This window comes from Puerhibacterium puerhi, from assembly GCF_009846865.1.
In the GTDB taxonomy this organism is placed as follows: Bacteria; Actinomycetota; Actinomycetes; order Actinomycetales; family Cellulomonadaceae; genus Puerhibacterium; species Puerhibacterium puerhi.
Window position 1 is genome coordinate 109949 of record NZ_WUWN01000008.1, and the last position, 20344, is coordinate 130292.

The following is a 20344-nucleotide window of genomic DNA, read 5'->3' on the forward strand; positions in this document are numbered from 1 at the left end:
CTCATCGTCGTCCCTCCGTCTCGCCGTCGAGTGGTCCGGACAGGTCCATCATGCGTCCGCGACCCGCCCGCGCGGGAGAGCGCCCGTCGACGGGACCGGCGACCGGGGCTACGCCGCCTCGAGCTCGAGCTCGGTCGCCGGGCGCGGCCGGCTGATGAGGTAGCCCTGGGCGACGTCGCACCCCAGGTCCCGCAGCCGGTCGAGCTGGGCCGTGCGCTCCACCCCCTCGGCCACCACGGTCAGCCCGATGATGTGCGCCGCCCTGATGACACCGGACAGCAGCTGGGCGTCGGCCTCGTCGGAGTCCACCCGCGCGACGATGCTCTGGTCGATCTTCAGGGTGGTCACGGGCAGGGCGCGCAGCCGCCCGAGCGAGGAGTAGCCGACGCCGAAGTCGTCCAGGTGCACCGCCACCCCGGCGGCCTGCAGCCGCTCGAGCTGCTCGACCGCCAGCGGCAGGTCGTGGATCGCCGCGGTCTCGGTGACCTCCACCTGCAGCAGGCGCGGCGGGATCCCGGCCTCCGCGGCGGCGCGCAGCACCTGCTCGGTCAGCCCCGGCTCGGCCAGCTGCACCGGCGAGACGTTGACGGACACCGCCCAGTCGCGGCCGTCGTCGTGCCACACCCGCGCCTGCGCGCACGCCGTGCGCAGCACCCAGGCGCCGAGGGCGTGGATCTGCCCGGTGTGCTCGGCCAGCGGGATCACCTCGCCCGGCGAGACGGGCCCGAGCTCCTCGTCGGTCCAGCGCAGCAGCGCCTCGACGGCGTCCGTCCGACCGGTCCGCAGGACGAGCTTCGGCTGGTAGTGCAGCCGCAGGCCCTCACCGTGGGTCAGCGCGTGGTGCAGCCGGCGGCGCACGTGCGCCCGCCGGGTCGGCACGCCGGCCTCCTCGACGCGCCCCAGCCGCCCGACGCGCGCCTTGCCGGCGCGCTTGGCGCGGAACATCGCGGCGTCGGCGCGTTGCAGCAGCTCGTCCAGCACGCCGTAGACCGTCCCTTCGCCGGACAGCTCGGTGCCGACGGCGACGCCCACGCTGGCCGAGACCTGGACCCGGTGCTCGTCGACGGCGAACGGCTCCTGCGCGGCCCCGGCGACCCGGTCCGCCACCGCCGTGGCGGCCTCCTCGTCGACGTCGGTCAGCAGGACGGCGAACTCGTCGCCGCCGAGCCGGCCGAGCAGGTCCTGCGGGCGCACGCAGCCCGCGAGGCGCTGGGCGAAAGCGACGAGCAGCTCGTCGCCGGCGCGGTGCCCGAGCGTGTCGTTGACCTCCTTGAACCCGTCGAGGTCGACGTACAGCACCGCGAGCCGGCCCCGGTCGGCGCCCGCGGCGAGCAGGCGCGTGCCGTGCTCGTCCACCATGCGCCGGTTCGGCAGACCGGTCAGGGGGTCGCGCATGGCGATCTCCTGGAACACCAGGCCGATCTCGCGGAAGATCGCCGCCACCGACGCCGCCCCCGTGGCGCCGTCGGCGTGCAGCACCAGCACGTCGTCGTCGCGCAGCGCCTCGCGCTGCGTCAGCAGCACGCCCGCGACGTCGCGCAGCGGCAGGTGCGCCTCGACGTGCAGGCCGTCCGGCTCGACGATGTCGCGCACGACGGCGCGGGCCAGCAGCGCACGGCCGTAGCCGAGGCGCCCGCTGAGGTGGCGCTCGAGGCTCGCGCGGGTGAGCAGCACCGGGGTGTCCAGCCCGACGACCGCGACCGCCCGCAGGGCGGGCTGCTCGCGGAAGGTGCGGCCGACGGCGGCGACGGGGTCGTCAGCGTGCACCTGCGGCACCGGCGTGCTGAGCTCGCCGATCGTGCGCTCGTGCTGGTCGGGTCCGCCGGGCGTCGACGGCGAGGGCGCGGTCACGCCCCTCCCATCGGCAGGACCCGCGCGGCGTGGAGGCACCGGCCCGTGAACATCGGGCGTCGACGCGGTGACACGGGGGCCGCGCGGCCCCCGGCTCAGGGCTGGGCCAGGCCGGCCAGCCCGGCGAGCTTGTGCGGGTTGCGCATCACGTACAGCTCCTCGACCACGCCGTCGGCGACGGCGAGCTGGAAGGTGGCGACCACCGTGCCGGCCTCGATCGCCACGGCACCCAGCTCGCCGTTGAGCACGGCGGCCACGACCCGCCCGCCGGGCCCGCGCGTGTCGCGCAGGCCGACCAGGAAGCGGGCGATCTTCTCCGCCCCGACGACGGGCCGGCGCGCCGCGGTGACCAGGCCGCCGCCGTCGACGGTGAGCACCGCCCCGGGCGCGAGCAGCTCGAGCAGGCCGTCGATGTCCCCCTCGCCCGCCGCGGCGAGGAACCGCTGCACGGTGCCGGCGTGCTGGGCCGGGTCGACGGCGAACCGCTCGCGGCGTTCCTGGACGCGCTGGCGCGCCCGGTGCACCGCCTGGCGCACCGCCGCCTCCTGGGAGTCGACCACCCGGGCGATCTCCGCGTAGGAGAAGCCGAAGACCTCCCGCAGCGCGTAGCAGACCCGCTCGTGCTCCGCGAGCGTCTGCAGCAGCACCAGCAGCGCCGCCGAGACGGCGTCGGCCTCCACGGCCCGGTCCTCGGGCCCCGCTGCGCCCCCGCCGGGCAGCGGCTCCGGCAGCCACGGGCCGACGTACTCGACGCGCCGACGCTCGCTCGAGCGCAGGATGTCCAGCGCGCGGTTGGTCGCGGCGCGCGCGAGGTAGGCACGCGGCTCGTCCACGTCGCCGGGGCGCGTCACCCAGCGCTCGTAGACGTCCTGCACGACGTCGTCCGCGTCGGCCACCGAGCCGAGCAGGTCGTAGGCGATCGTGAAGACCAGCCCGCGGTGGCGCAGGAAGACGTCGTCGTCGCTCATCGGCGTGCGAGCTCCCGCGGGCCTGCCGCCCACCGGAACGAACCGGGGCGGCGCGCCTCGCCGGCCAGGGACCACAGCGTCGAGCGGCAGACGAGCTCCTTGACGGCGGCGGCGGGCCGGCCGCGCAGGCGCACGGAGCGGGCGGAGTCGTCGGGGCGCACGAGCTGGATGATGCCATCACCGCGCCCCAGGCTCACGCACTGCAGCACGAACCCGGCGTCGAGCCGCTGCGGCGGGCGCCCGGCGACCATGGCCAGCACGACGTCGGCAGCGTGCGCACCGAGCGGCAGCGCCATGGCGCACCCCATCCGCAGGTGCGCGCCCGCCGGACCGGTGACGTGGACGCCGTCGCCCGCGCCGACGACGTACGGGTAGCCGGGCACGCGCAGGTCCCCGCCCACCAGCAGGCGACCGGCGTCGTCCACCGGCAGGCCGCTGTCGGCGGCGAGCGTCGCGCCGGTGAACCCCACGGTGCGGAGCGTGAGGTCCACGGGCGGGAGCGTGCGCTCGTCGTGGTGCACCGTCACGCCGAGGCGGCGCAGGCGCGCCTCGGCCACCTGTCCCCCGCGCGGCCCGAGCACGCGGCCGACGCCGTCGCGGGCGAGCAGGTGCACGGCCAGGTCGGCCCGGCGCTGGCGCAGCTCCGCGGCCAGCTCGATCCCGGTGTGCCCGGCGCCGCGCACCAGCACCGCCGCGCCGGGCGGCAGGGCGGCGACGGCCGCGTGCGCCCGCGCCGCGGGCTCGGCGGTGCCGATCTCGAGCTCCTCGGCCGCGCCCTGGGTCGCGCCCCGCCCCACCGACCCCGCGGCGTACACGAGGTGGTCGAAGCCGAGCTCGCGGTCGGCCAGCACGAGCCGGCGCCCGTCGGCGTCGATCCGCACGGCGCGGCCGACCTCGAGCCGCACCCCCGGGTGCAGCAGCCTCGCGTACGGCACCGTCGGCAGCGCTCGCGTGCCCGCCGCGTGCTCGTGCAGCCGGATGCGCTCGACGAACTCGGGCCGGTCGTTGACCAGCACCACCTCGAGCGCCCCGGTCGAGCGTCCCGCCAGGCGGTTGGCCGCCATCACCCCGGCGTAGCCACCGCCCACCACCACGACCTGCAGCGTCATGACTCCTCCTCGGTCCGACCTTCTCGTGCACGAGACGGGCCAGACCGCCGATCCGTGACAGTGATCCGCGCCACAGCCGCCTGGGGTGCGGGCCCGGCGGCCGAGGGGACCGCGCCCAGATGCGACCGGCGCCCGCGCCTGGCGACCATGGGTGGGCACCGGCCGTCGAGGGCCGGTGACCGACCCAGCCACCGACGGAAGGACCCATCGTGGGGATCGACGACCTGAAGAACAAGGCCTCGGACGCGCTGAACAGCGACAAGGGCGAGAAGGCGTCGGACGCCGGCCTGGACAAGGCGGGCGACGCGGCGTCGAAGGCCACCGGCGGCAAGCACGACGAGCAGATCGACAAGGGCATCGACCAGGCCGACGAGCGCATCGGCCGGGAGTGACGGCGGCCGTCGCCGCCTGACCGACGAGGGCCCGGACCGACCGGTCCGGGCCCTCGTCGCGCGTGGTGGCCGCGCGTCCTGCGGCTGCCGCCGGCCGTTGCCGCCGGCCGCGATCAGCGCCGCTCGGGGGTGTCGCCGTACACCCTGCACGAGCTGTCCGAGAGCGGGCCGGCGCTGACCACGTAGTCCCGCGCCGGGTCGACGACCACCGTCGCGATCCGGGAGATGCTCGACATGCAGGCGTCCGAGCGGGACCGGGCCTCCCGCGCCCCGCCCACCCACACGTCCAGCCATGTCGACGCGCCCTTCGGGTAGCCGGTGTGGCAGGGCCCGTCCTGCGGTCGGGAGCCGTCGCCGCACGTGTCCTCGACCACGAGGTAGCGCCGGAGGCTCGGGACGTAGAACCTCGTCCCGGGCGCCCAGTCCAGGGCGTCCCTGCCGTGCGCCCGCGAGTGCCCGACCGCGACGGTGATGGGGTCGGCGTAGGTGCCCTTCCCGCCCGCGCGACGGTGGACGACCGGGTGCGAGATCGCGTCGGACCGCGGCGGGGTGTTGTCGAAGTAGGAGTAGCCGGTGACGTACGCGGTGATGGTGCGCTCGTCGGCCTCGGTGGGGCCGTCTGTGAGCGCGTCGACCACCAGGAGCGCGGCGACCAGGACCAGCGCGGCGGGCACGAGGATCGCCAGACGCCTCCGCACGGACCGGGCGGACGCCGCTCCCCTGCTTCCGGCGCGCCCGGTCCTCCGGTGGGTGGGTGCCTGCCCGAGCACGGTCACCGAGTCTACGCCGGGGGCCTGGGCCGCCCCGGGGCAGTTCGCCCGGGGCGCGGCACCCGCGCTACGAGCGGGCGGCAGGCCGCGCCCGCAGCACGCGGCGCATCACGAAGAAGTTGACCAGCCCCATCAGCCCGTTGACCGCGTAGACGAGGACGACGTCCTCGAGGCGGGTGGGGTGCGCCACCACGTGCTGCCACACGGTCAGGGCCAGGGTGCTGACAGCGATCCCCAGGACCGCGGTCCCGCCGCCGGCGACCTGGCTGCGCTGCCAGGAGGCGGTCCGGGCGGCGCGGAAGGTGAACCGCCGGTGCAGCGCGCTCGCGACGACTGTCGACAGCGCGGTCCCGGCGAGGTGCGCCACCTGCACCGGGATGGCCGAGACCACCCCGAGCGCGGCGACGACGAGCCCGTAGACGATACTCGAGGCGGCACCGGTCGCGCCGAACCGCCAGCCGGCGCCTCGGGCACGGGGCGCCCCGGCCACGTCCGGGCGCGGACCGACGTCCGCAGTCACCACAGAAACCTGGTCGCTCACAGTCCCTCTCGGATCGTCCGCGTGCACGATCGTCGGCCTCGCCAGTCGGTGTCGCTGCCGGTCCGGCTCGTTCCCGAGCACCTGGGCATCCTCCGACGCCGCTCCCGACGGGAGCACGGCGCGCAGACAGCAGCGATCACTCTAACGGCTCAGGATCCCCGGTATTCCGGCGTTCCTCGGCCCTGGACCGTGACGTGAGCCTCACCGGGCACGGTCTGCGGCACAGCGCGGACGAGGCGGTCGCGCCGGTGCGGGAGGTGCGCGCCGAGCGGTCCTGGCGGTCCTGGCGGCCAGGCCGGGCGGCGGTCCACCTGCTACGGGGGAGGGCAGGGAGCCGTCCGACCGGCAGAATCACCGTGGATGAGGTGGCTCGACCGGGCGCGACGACACGACCGCAACCTGGCGGCGCTGCGTCGGGCCGCCCGGGGCGCGCTGGTGATGCCGCTGGCGCTCTACCTCGGGTTGGAGGTCGTCGGCGACGAGTACCTCGGGCTGTTCGCGGTGTTCGGCTCGTTCGCCGTGCTGCTCCTGGCCGACTTCACCGGGCCGATGCCGCAGCGGCTGCAGGCCCAGGCAGCGCTCGGGGCGGCCGGCGTCGGTCTGGTGTGTCTCGGGACGCTGACCTCCGCGCACCCCTGGCTGGCGGCGCTCGGGATGCTGGCCGTGGGCCTGCCGATCCTCTTCGCCGGCGTGGTCAGCTCGCTCCTCGCGAGCGCGACCCCGGCGCTGCTGCTGGCCTACGTCCTGCCGGCCTGCCTGCCGGCGTCAGCGAGCGCGATACCGGAGCGGATCGCAGGCTGGGGCCTCGCGGCCGTGCTCGGCCTGCTCGCGGTCGGGCTGCTGTGGCCGACGCCGACCACCGACCCGCTGCGCGAGCCCGTGGCCCGCTGCCTGCGGCTGATGGCGGCGGGGCTCCGGGCTGAGGTCGCCTTCGCCGCGGGCGGGCCGGGCGCACCCAGCCTCGCACAGCGGGAGCGGGCGGTCGCTGCCTCGGACGCGGCGGCCGAGCAGCTGCGGACGACCTACCTCGCCGCGCCGTACCGGCCGACCACGCTCGACACCGTCGACCGCACCGTGGTGCGGCTGGCCGACGAGGTCGAGTGGTTGGCCCAGGTGGTGCAGCACGGGCGGCCCGCCGCCACGGTCGCCCATCACGTGGCCCCGGAGGCCAGCGCGGTCGTGCTCGCCGCCGCCGACGTGCTGGACCTGGCCGCCCGGGTGCTGCACGACCCCGGGGCCGGCAGCCGCGACCTCGAGGCCCGGGTCGCGGTGCTGCGCACCGCCACCGAGACCCTCGACGACCACGTCGCGAGCGCCCTGGTGGCCGGGCGCGGCGACGGCCGCGCCCGCGACGACGCCGACGCCGTCACGCTCACCGCGCTCGACCCGACGTTCCGCTCCCACGAGCTCGCGTTCGGCGCCCGCCGGCTCGCGACGAATGTCGTGCTGACCTCCGCCGCGTGGCGGCGGACCTGGACCGACCGGCTCCTGGGCCGCCAGCCCGCCGGGATCCCGTCCGGCTGGGCGGCGGCGGTCCAGCGCGGCTCGGCGCACCTGCGGCTGCGCTCGGTCTGGCTGCAGAACAGCGTGCGCGGCGCGGTCGGGCTCGCGCTCGCGGTGTTCGTCGCGGACAGCTCGGGCATCCAGCACGCGTTCTGGGTCGTGCTGGGCACGCTGTCGGTGCTGCGCTCCAACGCCCTCAGCACCGGGCAGCAGGCGCTGCGGAGCCTGCTCGGCACCGCCGTCGGGTTCGGGGTCGGCGGCCTGCTGGTCCACGTGATCGGGACCGACGAGCCAGTGCTCTGGGCGGCGTTCCCGCTCGCGGTGCTGGTGGCGGGCTTCCTGCCGGCGGCGGTCTCCTTCGCGGCCGGGCAGGCCGCGTTCACGGTCCTGGTGATGATCCTGTTCAACCTGCTCCAGCCGGCCGGCTGGCAGGTCGGGCTGGTGCGGGTCGAGGACGTCGCGCTCGGCTGCGGCGTCAGCCTGCTCGTCGGTCTGCTGTTCTGGCCGCGGGGCGCCGGGGCCGAGCTGCGTCGCGCGATCGCCGGGGCGTACGCCGACAGCATCCGCTACCTCGCTGCCGCCGTCGGCTACGGGATGGCCTGCGGCGAGCGCGGGCCGGCCGCGGCCCCACCGCCCGCGACCGACGCCGCCGCGGCGTCCGCGGCGTCGCGCCGCCTCGACGACGCCTACCGCACCTACCTCACCGAGCGCGGCGTCAAGCCGTCCTCCCTGGCGAGCGTGACGAGCCTGGTCAACGGCGTGGTGGGCGTGCGGCTGGTCGCCGACGCCGTCGTCGCGCTCTGGCAGCGCGACGGCTCGACCCCGGCGCCCCGACCGGCGGCCCGGCGCGACATCGACGACGCCGCGCACCGGTTGGTCGGCTGGTACGACGCCCTGGCCCGCAGCCTGGTCAGCGACCGCACCGTCCCCGACCCCCTGGTCCACGCCGCGCCCCCCGAGGCGCTGGTGGACGCGCTGCGCGGCGACCTGACCGGCGAGGACCCCGGCCGCACCGCCACCGCGGCCCGACTGGTCTGGACCCACGACTACCTCGACGCGATGCGCCGCCACCAGCGCGCGCTGGTCGAGCCGGCCCGCGAGGCGCAGCAGGCGGCCGCCGGCCGGGACGAGCAACGGTTCGGCTGGCTGCTGCCGCGCGAGCGCGGGGGCGTGGAGTCGGGACACGGGACCACGCCGTCGGACGGCGGGACTGGCTGAGCACCGCCGCGTCCCGGGCCACGCGAGCTGAGACACCTTCCGCGCCACAGGCGTCTGACCTGTGCAGACACGACGAAGGCCCCCAGGGTGATCCCTGGGGGCCTTCGTCCGGACCTGCTCTCGCAGTTCCGCGTGGTAGCGGGGGCAGGATTTGAACCTGCGACCTCTGGGTTATGAGCCCAGCGAGCTACCGAGCTGCTCCACCCCGCGTCGACTCCCTGAACATTACGCGACCGGGGCGCCCGACGCCAAATCGGGCATCTGTGACGCCGGACACCCCTGCCCGGACGCCCTGCCCGGACGCCCTGCCCGGACGCCCTGCCCGGACGCCGGCCGCCGCTCCCCCGGCACAGTCCCCGGCGCCGCCCCTGAGGCACCCCGGACGCGCCGCGGGGCGGCCCCTGGTGGGACCGCCCCGTGGTGCTGGCCGTGCCGGCGAGCCGCCGGCCGGCGGCGACGTCAGCCGGCCGAGCCCTCCAGCGCGTCCTCGGCCGCCACGGCCGCCTCCAGCGCCGCCTGCAGGCGCTGCTGAGCCTCGCCGTAGGCCGCGAAGTCGCCCTCCTGCAGCGCCGCCTGGCCGTCCTGCATGGCCTCGTTGGCGTCCGCCAGCGCGGCGTCCAGGCGAGCCCGGGCGTCGCCGGTCGGGGCCGGCGCCGGCTCCTCGGAGGTGCTCGGCGACGGGGACGCGGACGGCTGCGGCTCCGTGGCGCCGTCACCCTCGACCGGCGCCGTGGGTGCCTCGTCCTGGGCGTTGCCCTGCGCGTCGCCGGCGTCGGCGCCCGAGTCGCCGCCGAACACCTGGTCGAGCGCCTCGTCCAGCGTCTCGGCGTACCCGGTCTGGTCGCCGAAGGCGACGAGCACGCGGCGCAGCAGCGGGAACTGCGTGCCGGTGGCCGACTGGATGTAGACCGGCTGCACGTACAGCAGGCCGCCGCCGACGGGCAGCGTCAGCTGGTTGCCTCTGACCACCGACGACGAGCCGCGCTCGAGGATGTTGAGCTGCTCGGAGATCGTCGGGTTCGAGTCGAAGTTGTTCTGCACCTGCCCCGGGCCCGGCACGGTCAGGTCGCGCGGCAGCTCCAGCAGCCGGAGCTTGCCGTAGTCCGGCGATCTCTGACCGGCCTCCGACCCGGCCTCGGCGTCGACCGCCAGGAAGCCGGTGAGGATCTGCCGGTTGGAGTTACCGCCGGGGATGAAGGTGCTGGTCAGCGAGAACGCCGGGCTGTCCTGGCCGGGCATCTGCAGCGTCAGGTAGTACGGCGGCTGCAGCGGCGCGTTCTCGCCGGACTCGGTCGGGTCCGTGGGGTTGGCCCAGAAGTCCTGGCCGGAGAAGAACTGCTCGGCGTCGGTGACGTGGTAGTCGCGCAGCAGGGTGCGCTGCACCTTGAACAGGTCCTCCGGGTAGCGCAGGTGGCTCATCAGGTCGCCGGAGATCTCCGACATCGGCTGCACCGAGGTCGGGAAGATGCTCTCCCACGCCTTGAGGACCGGGTCGTTCGGCTCCCACGCGTAGAGGTCCACCGAGCCGTCGTAGGCGTCGACCGTGGCCTTGACGGAGTTGCGGATGTAGTTGACCTGCTCCGGCAGCTCCACCGGCGCACCCTGCTGGGCGGCCAGCGTGAGGGAGTCGGCCACCGACTCCTGCAGCGGCGTGGACGTCGAGTACGGGTAGGCGTTCGACGTCGTGTACGCGTCGACGATCCACTTCACGCGCCCGTCGACGACCGCGGGGTAGACGCGGTTGTCGAGCGTCAGCCACGGCGCCACCTTGGCCACGCGCTCCTGCGGGTCACGGTCGTAGAGGATCTGCGACTCGCTCGTGACGCGGTCGGAGAACAGGATCTCCTGGGCGCCGAACTTCAGCGCGTACAGCACCTTCGTGGCGAGGTTGCCGATGCTCGGGCCGGCCGTGACCTCCTCGGTCGGGAAGGTCGTGTTGACCTGGCCGCCGCCCTCCTCGTCGTCCGCCTGGTAGTCGAGCTCCCACGGCTCGGCGTCGTCCGGCGCGCCGACGATGGAGTACGTCTGGGTGCTGGGGCTGAAGTAGATCCGCGGCTCGTACTCCTCCGCACCGGTCAGCGCGCCCTCGGTGGGGATCCCGCCCTCGAAGAACGCCGGGCGCCCGTCCGGGCCCGGCTGGTCGCCGTAGGCCGCCACGACGCCGTAGCCGTGGGTGAACACCGTGTGGTCGTTGACCCAGTTGCGCTGGTTGGCGCCCAGCCCGTCGAGGTTGAGCTCGCGGACCGCGATGACGGTGTCGCGCGACTCGCCGTCCACGGTGTACCGGTCGACCGCGAGGTTCTCGGTGAAGTCGTAGTACTGCTTGTTCTGCTGCAGCTGGCGGAACGACGGGCTGACCACCTGCGGGTCGAGCAGGCGGATGGAGGCCGCGGTCTCGGCGTCCTCGCGCAGCGCGCCGGCCTCGGCCTGCGTCGTCGCCTCGTACGGCTGGGTCTCGACGTCGTCGAGGCCGAACGCGGTCAGCGTCGAGTCGATGTTGCGCTGGATGAACTCCGCCTCGAGCTCCTGGGCGTTCGGCGTCACCTGGAAGCGCTGCACCACCGCCGGGTAGATGCCGCCGATGGCGACGGCCGAGACGACCATCAGGCCCACGCCGATCGCCGGCAGGCGCCAGTTGCCGCGGAACGCGGCGATGAGGAACAGCACGGCGACCAGCACCGCCACGCCGGCGAGGATCGCCTTGGACGGGATCACCGCGTGCACGTCGGAGTACGACGCGCCGTCGAACTTCTCGCCCGACGACGTGAGCACCGAGTAGCGGTCCAGCCAGTAGTTCGCGGCCAGCAGGATCATGAACACCGCGGCCAGGACGGCCAGGTGGATCCGCGCCGCGCGGGTCGTGCGGGGCGTGCCCGGGGGCACGGGACCCACGCGCAGGCCGCCGTACAGGTAGTGCGTCACCAGCGCGGCGATCGCCGAGACCACGACGACGGAGATCAGCAGCCCGACGCCGAAGCGCAGCGCCGGCAGCTGGAACACGTAGAACCCGTGGTCGATGTTGAACTGCGGGTCCTCCGTGCCGAAGGGCTGGGAGTTGATCGCCAGCAGCGCGGAGCGCCACTGCGCGGCGGCGGCCACGCCGGCGAAGAAGCCGACGACGACGGGCGCGGCGATGGTCACGACGCGGCGCAGCGGCTCGACGGCCTCGCGGTACTGGTCGAGCGTGGCCTGCTCCGGCGTCGTCGGCGCGTAGACGGGGCGCGCCCGGTACGCGGCGGCGAACGACCAGTACACCGGCCCGGCCATGAGGACGAAGCCGATCGCGAACAGCACGGCGCGGGCGATCCACTGGGTCCACACCACGCGCTCGAACCCGAGTGCGTCGAACCACATCACCTCGGTCCAGAACTGGGCGAGGATCAGCACCGCGGCCACGACCGCCGCCAGCACCGCGACCGTGATGACGATCGGGCTGCGGCGGCGCCGCGACGGCGGCGGTCCGGGACGACGGGGTGGGGCGAAGGACACGGGCACCTCACTCGGGGCTTGCTCGGTTCGGACGGCCCGGCTCCGGCCGGCGGACCCCGGAGGGGCCGCCCTGAGAACAGGACCTCCCAGGGGAACGCCCCTGGTCGTTCCCAGGTTCCCACCGATCCCCCACGAGGTCAGCCCCGTCGGTCACGAAGTTGTCACGATCCGGTCACCAGCGCCGGCCGGAGCGTCCAGTCCGGGTGCGGACCGGGTGCGGACCGGACGCCCGGAGGACGCCGGGCGGGCGTGGCCTGGACGCGACCGGCACGTGGGCGGGCCCGGCCTAGCCCCGGCCGGCACGACGTCGCGCCGCCGTCAGGAGCAGGTGGGCAGCCCGTCGGCCTGCCGTGCCCCGATCGCCTCGACCGCGTCCCGCGCCTCGGCCAGCGTGGCGACCCTGACCACGCGCAGGCCCTCGGGCACGTTGCTCACCACCTCGTCGCAGTTGTCCGCCGGCGCGAGGAACCACTCGGCGCCGTCGCGCTCCGCGCCGCGCAGCTTCTGCACGATGCCGCCGATGGGCCCCACCCTGCCGTCGACGTCGATGGTGCCGGTGCCGGCCACGACAGCGCCGTCCAGCTCGTCCTCCGGGGTCAGCTCGTCGATGATCGCGAGGGCGAACATCATCCCGGCGCTCGGGCCGCCGATGTCCTCGATCCGGATGGTCACGTCCACCGGGAAGTCGTAGTCCGCGGCGACGTAGACGCCCAGCGCGGCCCGCCCGTCGCCCTCGGTCGTCGTGACGGTCAGGTCCTCCGGGCGTCCGTCGCGCTCCACGCCCAGCACGACGTCGTCGCCCGGCGTCACGCCCGCCAGCAGGTCGAGCAGCTCGTCGTAGGTGGCGACGGGGTGCCCGTCGAGGCTGCGGATGACGTCGTCGGCGGCGACCACGTCCGCGGCCGGCGCGTCCTCGACGGCGCCCGCGACGGTGAGGGTCACCGGCACGTCGTACCCGAGCTCCGTCAGCGCGGCAGCCGTGGCGGCCTGCTGCGAGCTGGTCATCTGCGCGGCGCTCTGCTCCTGCTGCTCCTCGCGGCTGACCTGCTGCGGGAACACGACGGAGGCCGGCAGCGCGGCCCGGGACGGCGAGGCCCAGGCGAGCAGCGCGTCGCCGGCGAACACGTTGCTCACCGGCCCGCCACCCACCGAGACCGTGGTCAGGCGCAGCTCGCCGGTGGACGGATAGGTGCGCGCCCCCTGGACGTCGACGAGCTGCTCCTCGCGCGCGTCGTCGCCCTCGCCCACGGTCTGGGTGCCGAGCGTGTTCTCCGTGGGCCCGGGCATGCGCACCGCGTACGCCGTCGGCAGCACCAGCGCGGCGGCCGCCAGCAGGGTCGTGAGCAGCAGCGACACACCGAGGGTCACGGTGCGGGGGCTCGCGGGCGGCACGGGCTGCGCGGCCGGCTCGGCGTCGTCCGGGAGCAGGGGCTGCGGGCCGGGAGGGGTGGACGTCACCGGCCCATCATCGCCGCTCGCTGCGCTCTGGGCGAAAGCCGGCACCGGCCGGCCCGGGCCGCCGTTGGCCTGGTTACGGTGAGTGACGACGGCGCGGGGAGCCCCCGCCCGCGGCGCGCACGGCCGTCGACGACCCGAGGAGCACGCGAATGACCCCTGACCGACCCGGAGACGCCGCCGACAACGAGCGGATGCTGCGCGAGATGCTGCAGCAGCTGTTCGGCGACCGTGCCGACGAGGTGCTCGCCCAGATGCGCGCCCAGGGGTTCGATCCCGCGGCGCTGGCCGGCGCCGGGATGCCCGACCCGGCGATGGTGCAGCAGGCCCTGGCCCAGGTGCAGCGCATGCTCGCCACGCCGGGCGAGGGTCCCGTGAACACCGACGTGGCGCACGACCTGGCGCGCCAGGTGGCCGTCGCCGAGGGCGACCCGTCGCTCACCGGCGGGCAGGTCCGCGAGGCGACCGAGGCGCTCACGGTCGCCGAGCTGTGGCTGGACGCCGCCACGGGCCTGCCGCCGTCGGGCGGGCCGAAGCACGCCTGGAGCCGGTCGGAGTGGGTCGAGGCGACGCTGCCGGCGTGGAACGCGCTCGTGGCCCCGGTCGCCGCCTCCATGGCCGACGCGCTGGCCACCGTGCTGGCCGACCAGATGCCGGGCGGGATGGACCTGTCGATCGAGATGCCGGGCATGCCGGCCGGGGCGCTGGGCCCGCTCGGCGTGGGCGGCGGGCTCGGGGGCGGGCTCGGCGGCCTCGACCCCGCGCAGCTCCTGCGCCGCCTGGGCTCCGCCGTCTTCGGCATGCAGGTCGGGCACGCAGCGGGCACGCTCTCGCGCGAGGTCTTCGGCGCCACCGACGTCGGGGTCCCGCTGCTGCCCGGGCCCGGCACCGTGCTGGTGCCGACGAACGTGGCCGCGTTCGCCGAGGGCCTGGACGCCCCGGCCGAGGAGGTGCGGCTGTTCCTGGCGCTGCGCGAGGCCGCGCACGCCCGGCTCTTCGCGCACGTGCCGTGGGTGCGGGCGCACCTGCTCGGCCTGGTCGAGCAGTACGCCCGCGGCATCACCATCGACCTCGACGCGCTGGAGCAGCAGGTGCGCGACGTCGACCCCTCCGACCCCGACGCGCTGCGCCGGGCCCTGGCGGGCGGCGGGGTGTTCGGCGTCCAGCCCACCGAGGAGCAGAAGGCCACCCTGCTGCGGCTCGAGACGGCGCTCGCCCTCGTCGAGGGCTGGGTCGACGAGGTGACGGCGCAGGCCGCGCTCCCCCACCTGCCGCACGCGGTGGCGCTGCGCGAGATGCTCCGTCGCCGCCGCGCCGCGGGCGGGCCGGCGGAGGACACGTTCGCGTCGCTCGTCGGCCTCGAGCTGCGCCCGCGCCGCTCGCGCGACGCCGCCGCGCTGTTCGCGCGCGTCGCCCTGGCCGGCGGGGCCGAGGGCCGCGACGCCGTCTGGGACCACCCCGACCTGCTGCCCGGCCCGATCGACCTCGACGACCCGGCGGGCTACCTCGCACGGCGCGAGGCGCAGTCGACGGCGCACCCCGACGTCGACGCCGCGCTGGCGCAGATCTTCGCCGCCGACGACGACGCGCCGGGTGACGAGCCGGCCGGGGGCGACGCGGGCGGGGGCGACGCGGCCGAGCCGGGCGACGGGGAGCCGGGCGACGGTCCCGACGCCGGGCCGTCGACGCCGGGCCGGCAGGGCTAGCTGGAGGCGCCCGCCGGCGCGCGCCGGCCGGTGTCGTCCCCCAGCGACGCGACGGGATGCCCAGCGCCCGGGTCGGACCCGCCGTCCGCGGCGGGCGCGGCGTCCTGCACGAACGACACGCCGTCGAGGAACCCGCGGGCCCGGTCGGTGCGCGGGTAGCCCTCGAGCAGCCGCCAGAACTCCGGGCCGTGCCCGGAGTGCAGCAGGTGGGCGAGCTCGTGCAGCAGCACGTAGTCGATCACCCAGGACGGCATGCCCTGCACCCGGGTCGAGATGCGGATCGAGCCGTCGACGAGGGTGCACGACCCCCACCGACGGCCCTGGTTGGCCGACCACCGCACGCTGGTCGGTCGCGCCCTGCCCTCGAGGTACCGCTCGGACAGCTCGCGCGCCCGGGCCAGCAGCTCGTCGTCGGACGGGTGGCGCCGACGCTCCTTGTCCTCCAGCCGGGCCAGCATCTTCGCCACCCACTCCTGCTCCTGCGCGTGCGAGAACAGGGCGGGGATGGCGATGATGGTCCGGTCTCCGTCGCGGTAGGCGCTGACGGTCGCGGTACGCCGCCGGCTGCGGCGCACCTCGACGACCGTCGGCGCGTCTTGGGCCACGCCTCGACCGTAGCCGAGAACCGGGCGGATGTGGTGGTCACCACACCGGCCGGGCCCGCCCGCGCCCGCACCCTGGGTCCGGCCCCGTCCCCGCGGCGGCTCACGGCGCCGCCCCGTGCCTGTGGACGACCGCCGACGGCGCGCCGCCGCACCTGCGAGCCTGGCGGCATGCCCGACGTCGTCATCCACCGCGGCCCGGCGCCCCGCCCGCCGGACCCGAGGCCGGACCGCCCCGGGGCCCCGGGTCGCACCGCGGCGCCCCCGCCCGCCCTTGCCCTCGACCGGGTGCGACTGCGTCCGGGGACCGTGGTGCTCGACCGCGGCGACGGGGAGGTCCAGCTCGGCACGGACCCCCGGTGGGCGCTGCGCCTCGCCGGGCTGGACCGGGCCGAGGTGGCGTGGCTGCGCGACCTCGCCGCCCGCCGGCACGCCGGCCCTGCCACGGTGGCGGCCCGGTACGGGGTCGCCGCCGAGCGCCGCGACGAGATCGCGGCGGTGCTGCGCCGCGGCGGGTTCCTGCAGCCCGTCGAAGAGGCACGCACGGACGCGGCCGCCGAGGTGCGGCGGGACGGCGGAGCGGCGGACGCGCCGGTGCTGGGCGCGCTGCTGTCGGACGGCGGCGGGCCGGCCGTCGTGGCGGCCCGCGCCCGTCGCACCGTGGCGGTCACCGGGCTGGGGCGGCTCGGCGCGGCGGTGAGCCTGCACCTGGCCACGGCCGGGGTGGGGGCGCTCGTGCTCGCCGACCCCTCCCCCGTCCAGGTCACCGACCTGGGCCTCGGCGCCTACGACCAGGAGCACGTGGGGCGCCCGCGCGGCGAGGTGCTGGGCGAGCGGCTGCGCCGGGTGGCGCCACGGACGCTGGTCCGCGGCGACGGGGCGCCGGACGTGGCGGTGCTGGTGGAGTCGCGGGCCGCAGCGCCGGCGCGCTACGCGCGGCTGGTCGCGCAGGGGGTGGCGCACCTGCCGGTGGTGGTGCGCGAGGCCGACGTCGTCGTCGGGCCGCTCGTGCTGCCGGGGGTCACGGCGTGCGCGCGGTGCGCGGACCTGCACCGGGCCGACGCCGACCCGGCATGGCCGGCGCTCGTCGCGCAGCTGCGCGAGCTCGCCGACGCGCCGCAGGAGACGACGCTGACCGCGGCGTCGGCCGCGCTCGCGGCGGCTCAGGTGCTGGCGCACCTCGACGGGCTGCGACCGGCTGCGGCCGGCGCGCTCCTCGAGGTGGCGCTCCCGGGGGCCGTGCCGCGGGCGGTGCCGTTGAGCCCGCACCCGCGGTGCGGGTGCACGACCCTCAGCCCGTCCGGCGGTCGCCGGGCGGGCTGAGGGTCACGCCACCGCGGAGGCGGCGTTGTCGGTCTTGCGGGGCCGGCCGCGGCCGCGCTTGCGGGCCACGATCACGCCGTCGACGAAGACCTCGCCGCCCCAGACGCCCCACGGCTCGGCGCGGTCGATCGCGCCGGCGAGGCAGCCCGCCTGCAGCGGGCACGTGCGGCACAGCGCCTTGGCCTGCTCGACCTGTGCGGTGTGCTCGGCGAACCAGAGCTCCGCGTCGTTGGTGCGGCAGGGCAGCATCGTGTCGAAGGCTGCCCGGTCGGCGTCGGCGGTGGCCAGCGGTTGGTGAGGAGTCCAGGCGGCGGTCCCGGGAGCCGTCTCCAGGTGCCGCTCGTCGAGCAGGTGTGCGAGTCGCACGGTGTCCTCCGTGAGGTCCTGTGGGATGAACGTCGGTTCTTGCGTCCAGGACCTGCGGTGGACCCCTGGTGGTGCCAGGGATCCGGAGGCCGGCCTCGTGGGGCCGTTACTTCGTCGGAAAGACGAAGGCCGCGGGTCCTGAGTGGACTCCGCGGCCTGGATCCGGTGCTAGACCGGTGTCACCCAGGTGACGGAGTCGGGTACGAGCGAGAGCGTGTTATCGACGCGGCCGCCGCGAGCGCGCCGCGAGAAGGCAGACGTGTGCCGCTCACCGGAGTCACCGGCCGCGAGCAGGACGTCGCCGAACGGGCGCACACGGAAGCCGGCGGTCGCCGCAGCCTGCACAGGCATGCCCGGGACGTTCGCCGACATCGTGGTCTTGACAATCTCCATCGCTGTACCCACCTCCTCACTCAAGCTCGGGCGCCGGCCTCTCGGCCCACACCTCTTCCGTCAGGGACTTCCCGAGCATAGACCGGGCCCCTGGCGGGGCCACACCTTTTTTTCGAGATTTCTTCTCGCGGGTGTTTTTTCGCCCGCTCAGGACGCCGCGTCCGCGACGATCGCGAGGATCGTGGCCCCGTAGCGGTCGATCTTCGCCGGGCCGATGCCGTTGACGCGCGCCAGCTGCGCCGTCGAGGTCGGGCGCACCTCGGCGATCGCGGCGAGCGTGGCGTCCGAGAGCACCGTGAACGCGGGCTTGTCCGTCTCGCGCGCCACCTCCCGGCGCCACTCGCGCAGCGCGTCGAAGAGCGCCTGGTCGTGCTCGCCGGTCAGCAGCTCGCGCGCCTGGCCCTTGCGGGCCCGGGGCGTACGCTGCCGGCGGTCGCCCTCGTCGTCGGGCCACAGCCCGTCGAAGAACCGCGTGCGCTTGCGGCCGGCGCGCCCGCCCGGGTTGCGCGAGCGGGCGAACGACACCTCCAGGTGCACCCGCGCACGGGTGACGCCCACGTAGAGCAGGCGCCGCTCCTCGGCCACGGCGTCGTCGGTCTCCGCCAGGGAGATCGGCATGAGCCCCTCGCTCATGCCCGCGAGGAACACGGCGTCCCACTCCAGGCCCTTGGCGGCGTGCAGCGACGCCAGCGTCACGCCCTCCACCGTGGGGGCGTGCTGCGCCGAGGCGCGCTCCTCGAGCTCGGCGACCAGCGTCGCCATCGTGGCCGGCCCCTCCGGGCTGCCCGCCGCGGCCAGGTCGTCCGCGAGCGCCACGAGCGCCTGCATGGCGTCCCAGCGTTCGCGGGCCGCGCCGCGGGCGGCCGGCGGCTGGTCGGACCAGCCCGCCGAGGTCAGCACGTCGCGTACCTGCTCGGGCATCGGCACGTCCGGGTCCGACGACCGCGCGGCGCCGCGCAGCAGCACGACGGCGTCGCGCACCTCCTTGCGCTGGAAGAAGCGCTCGCCGCCGCGCACCTGGTACCCGATGCCGGCGTCGGCCAGCGCCGCCTCGAACGCCTCCGACTGGGAGTTCGTGCGGTACAGCACGGCGATCTCGCTCGGGCGCACGCCCTGGGCGATCAGCCGCCCGGCGCGGGCGGCGATCCCGGCGGCCTCCGCCTCGTCGTCGTCGTACACCGTGAAGCTCACGGGCGGGCCGGCCGGGCGCTGCGCGCGCAGCTCGAGCGCCCCGGAGACCCGCCCGCGGCGCAGCACCTCGTTCGCCAGGTGGACCACCTGCGGCGTCGAGCGGTAGTCGCGCACCAGCCGGATCTCCTGCGCGCCGGTGAAGCGCCGGCGGAAGTCCAGCAGGTAGCTCGGCGTGGCGCCGGTGAAGGAGTAGATCGTCTGGGAGGGGTCGCCCACGACGCACAGCTCCTTGCGCCCGCCGAGCCACTGGTCCAGCAGGAACTGCTGCAGCGGCGAGACGTCCTGGTACTCGTCGACGACGAAGTGCCGGTACTGGCTGCGCACCTCCTCGGCCACGGCGCGGTTCTCCGCGAGGATCCCGGCGAGGATCTGCAGCACGTCCTCGAAGTCGATGACGCCGCGCTCGTTCTTGACCTCCTCGTAGGCGGAGGCCAGCCGCGCGACGGTCTGCAGGTCGTAGCCGGCGGGGGCGGGGCGCCCGTCGGTCAGGGCGCGCCGCTCGTAGTCGTCCGGGGCCACGAGCGAGACCTTGGCCCACTCGATCTCGCTGGACAGGTCGCGCACGGCGACGCGGTCGACGCTGATGCCGAGCCGCCGCGCGGCCTCCGCCACCGCGGGGGCCTTGTACTCCATGATCCGCGAGGGCGCGCCGCCGATGACGCGCGGCCAGAAGTAGGACAGCTGCCGCAGCGCCGCGGCGTGGAAGGTGCGGGCCTGCACCCCGACGACGCCGAGCTGGCGCAGACGGGTGCGCATCTCCCCCGCCGCGCGCGCCGTGAACGTCACGGCGAGCACCGACGTCGGCTTGTACACGCCCGTGCGCACGCCGTAGGCGATGCGGTGGGTGATCGCCCGGGTCTTGCCCGTGCCCGCGCCGGCGAGCACGCAGACCGGCCCGGTGAGGGCGAGGGCGACCTCGCGCTGCTCCGGGTCGAGCGCCTCGAGGATCGCGTCGGGCGAGGAGGGCATAGCGGCGACCGCCGGCGTGTTGGTCTGCGTGGACATCGGTGCGATTCTTGCAGCCGGTCCCGACACGGGCGCCGCGTCGTCCCCAGCCACCGGCTCCAGCCAGGTGGGGCGGCGCGCCCGGCGCCCGCCGTCGCCCCCGAGACAGCCCAGGAGGACCCGCATGACCACGTCGACCACCCAGCCGACCGACGAGCCGACTGCCCAGCCCGCCGAGCCCGCCCTGCCGGCGCCCGGCACCGTCACCATGTACTCGACGGCGTGGTGCGGCTACTGCCGGCGGCTGCGCACGCAGCTCGACTCCGAGGGCATCGGCTACCAGGTGATCGACATCGAGGAGCAGCCGGAGACCGCGGCGTTCGTCGAGCAGGTCAACGGCGGCAACCGCACGGTGCCCACCGTCGTCTACCCCGACGGCAGCGCCGCGACGAACCCGTCGCTGCAGGACGTCAAGGCGGCGCTCGGCCGCTGACCCCACCGTCGTGGGTACAGGACACGCCG

Annotated in this window: 16 protein-coding genes and 1 tRNA gene; 5 read left to right on the forward strand and 12 right to left on the reverse strand. The window is 75.7% G+C overall.

Annotation, left to right across the window (positions count from 1 at the left end; all coding sequences use genetic code 11):
• Positions 1-108: 108 nt before the first annotated feature.
• The 3 genes from GSF02_RS06940 to GSF02_RS06950 all read right to left on the reverse strand — a co-directional run bounded on the left by GSF02_RS06940 (position 109) and on the right by GSF02_RS06950 (position 3928).
• Complete coding sequence (locus tag GSF02_RS06940) at positions 109-1851, reverse strand: putative bifunctional diguanylate cyclase/phosphodiesterase (RefSeq protein WP_159794116.1); 1743 nt, start codon at positions 1849-1851, stop codon at positions 109-111.
• A gap of 95 nt (positions 1852-1946) precedes the next feature.
• Complete coding sequence (gene sigJ / locus GSF02_RS06945; protein ID WP_159794118.1) at positions 1947-2819, reverse strand: RNA polymerase sigma factor SigJ; 873 nt, start codon at positions 2817-2819, stop codon at positions 1947-1949.
• Positions 2816-3928 (reverse strand): NAD(P)/FAD-dependent oxidoreductase, encoded by a 1113-nt coding sequence (locus tag GSF02_RS06950; protein ID WP_159794120.1) that lies wholly within the window; start codon positions 3926-3928, stop codon positions 2816-2818. Before GSF02_RS06950 ends, sigJ begins: the two co-directional genes overlap by 4 nt.
• Positions 3929-4137: 209 nt before the next feature.
• Between GSF02_RS06950 and GSF02_RS06955 the strand changes: the two genes are divergently transcribed.
• Positions 4138-4320 (forward strand): antitoxin, encoded by a 183-nt coding sequence (locus tag GSF02_RS06955; RefSeq protein WP_159794122.1) that lies wholly within the window; start codon positions 4138-4140, stop codon positions 4318-4320.
• Positions 4321-4433: 113 nt separating this feature from the next.
• Here the strand turns inward: GSF02_RS06955 and GSF02_RS06960 are convergent, their stop codons facing one another.
• Positions 4434-5018, reverse strand: coding sequence for a hypothetical protein (locus GSF02_RS06960; protein WP_201308821.1), 585 nt, complete (start codon positions 5016-5018; stop codon positions 4434-4436).
• Between the two features lie 139 nt (positions 5019-5157).
• Positions 5158-5610, reverse strand: a complete 453-nt coding sequence (locus tag GSF02_RS06965) for a GtrA family protein (protein WP_159794124.1) — start codon at positions 5608-5610, stop codon at positions 5158-5160.
• 381 nt (positions 5611-5991) lie between these two features.
• On the opposite strand from GSF02_RS06965, the gene GSF02_RS06970 reads away from it, so the two are divergent.
• Complete coding sequence (locus GSF02_RS06970; protein WP_159794126.1) at positions 5992-8352, forward strand: FUSC family protein; 2361 nt, start codon at positions 5992-5994, stop codon at positions 8350-8352.
• Between the two features lie 133 nt (positions 8353-8485).
• Here the strand turns inward: GSF02_RS06970 and GSF02_RS06975 are convergent.
• From GSF02_RS06975 to GSF02_RS06985, 3 genes are all read right to left on the reverse strand, one after another.
• Positions 8486-8562, reverse strand: a tRNA-Met gene (locus GSF02_RS06975).
• Positions 8563-8811: 249 nt separating this feature from the next.
• A complete protein-coding gene (locus GSF02_RS06980; RefSeq protein WP_159794128.1) occupies positions 8812-11841 on the reverse strand; it encodes a UPF0182 family membrane protein in 3030 nt (1009 codons plus the stop codon).
• A 318-nt stretch (positions 11842-12159) separates the two neighbouring features.
• Entirely contained in the window at positions 12160-13299 is a 1140-nt protein-coding gene (locus GSF02_RS06985; RefSeq protein ID WP_159794130.1) for a YlbL family protein, read from the reverse strand.
• 149 nt (positions 13300-13448) lie between these two features.
• On the opposite strand from GSF02_RS06985, the gene GSF02_RS06990 reads away from it, so the two are divergent.
• On the forward strand, positions 13449-15002 hold the full coding sequence (locus GSF02_RS06990) for a zinc-dependent metalloprotease (protein WP_159794132.1): 1554 nt from the start codon (positions 13449-13451) through the stop codon (positions 15000-15002).
• On the opposite strand, the gene GSF02_RS06995 is transcribed toward GSF02_RS06990, so the two are convergent.
• On the reverse strand, positions 14999-15607 hold the full coding sequence (locus GSF02_RS06995; RefSeq protein WP_159794134.1) for a M48 metallopeptidase family protein: 609 nt from the start codon (positions 15605-15607) through the stop codon (positions 14999-15001). The genes GSF02_RS06990 and GSF02_RS06995 overlap by 4 nt on opposite strands.
• A 285-nt stretch (positions 15608-15892) precedes the next feature.
• Between GSF02_RS06995 and GSF02_RS07000 the strand changes: the two genes are divergently transcribed.
• On the forward strand, positions 15893-16927 hold the full coding sequence (locus GSF02_RS07000) for a ThiF family adenylyltransferase (protein ID WP_235915419.1): 1035 nt from the start codon (positions 15893-15895) through the stop codon (positions 16925-16927).
• A 3-nt stretch (positions 16928-16930) separates the two neighbouring features.
• Here the strand turns inward: GSF02_RS07000 and GSF02_RS07005 are convergent, their stop codons facing one another.
• The 3 genes from GSF02_RS07005 to GSF02_RS07015 all read right to left on the reverse strand — a co-directional run bounded on the left by GSF02_RS07005 (position 16931) and on the right by GSF02_RS07015 (position 19882).
• A complete protein-coding gene (locus tag GSF02_RS07005) occupies positions 16931-17293 on the reverse strand; it encodes a WhiB family transcriptional regulator (protein ID WP_328799003.1) in 363 nt (120 codons plus the stop codon).
• A gap of 168 nt (positions 17294-17461) precedes the next feature.
• Positions 17462-17686 carry a hypothetical protein gene (locus tag GSF02_RS07010; protein WP_159794138.1) on the reverse strand — a complete coding sequence of 75 codons (225 nt, stop codon included), beginning with the start codon at positions 17684-17686 and terminating at the stop codon, positions 17462-17464.
• A gap of 147 nt (positions 17687-17833) precedes the next feature.
• On the reverse strand, positions 17834-19882 hold the full coding sequence (locus GSF02_RS07015) for an ATP-dependent helicase (protein ID WP_159794140.1): 2049 nt from the start codon (positions 19880-19882) through the stop codon (positions 17834-17836).
• A gap of 124 nt (positions 19883-20006) precedes the next feature.
• Here GSF02_RS07015 and GSF02_RS07020 point away from each other — a divergent pair, with 124 nt between their 5' ends.
• Positions 20007-20315, forward strand: a complete 309-nt coding sequence (locus tag GSF02_RS07020; protein WP_408003870.1) for a mycoredoxin — start codon at positions 20007-20009, stop codon at positions 20313-20315.
• Positions 20316-20344: the final 29 nt, after the last annotated feature.

Coding starts and splice junctions, on each gene's coding strand:
- GSF02_RS07015 (WP_159794140.1), bottom strand. CDS start 19,882: ATGTCCACGCAGACCAACACGCCGGCGGTCGCCGCTATGCCCTCCTCG.
- GSF02_RS07020 (WP_408003870.1), top strand. CDS start 20,007: ATGACCACGTCGACCACCCAGCCGACCGACGAGCCGACTGCCCAGCCC.
- GSF02_RS06970 (WP_159794126.1), top strand. CDS start 5,992: ATGAGGTGGCTCGACCGGGCGCGACGACACGACCGCAACCTGGCGGCG.
- sigJ (WP_159794118.1), bottom strand. CDS start 2,819: ATGAGCGACGACGACGTCTTCCTGCGCCACCGCGGGCTGGTCTTCACG.
- GSF02_RS06950 (WP_159794120.1), bottom strand. CDS start 3,928: ATGACGCTGCAGGTCGTGGTGGTGGGCGGTGGCTACGCCGGGGTGATG.
- GSF02_RS07010 (WP_159794138.1), bottom strand. CDS start 17,686: ATGGAGATTGTCAAGACCACGATGTCGGCGAACGTCCCGGGCATGCCT.
- GSF02_RS06990 (WP_159794132.1), top strand. CDS start 13,449: ATGACCCCTGACCGACCCGGAGACGCCGCCGACAACGAGCGGATGCTG.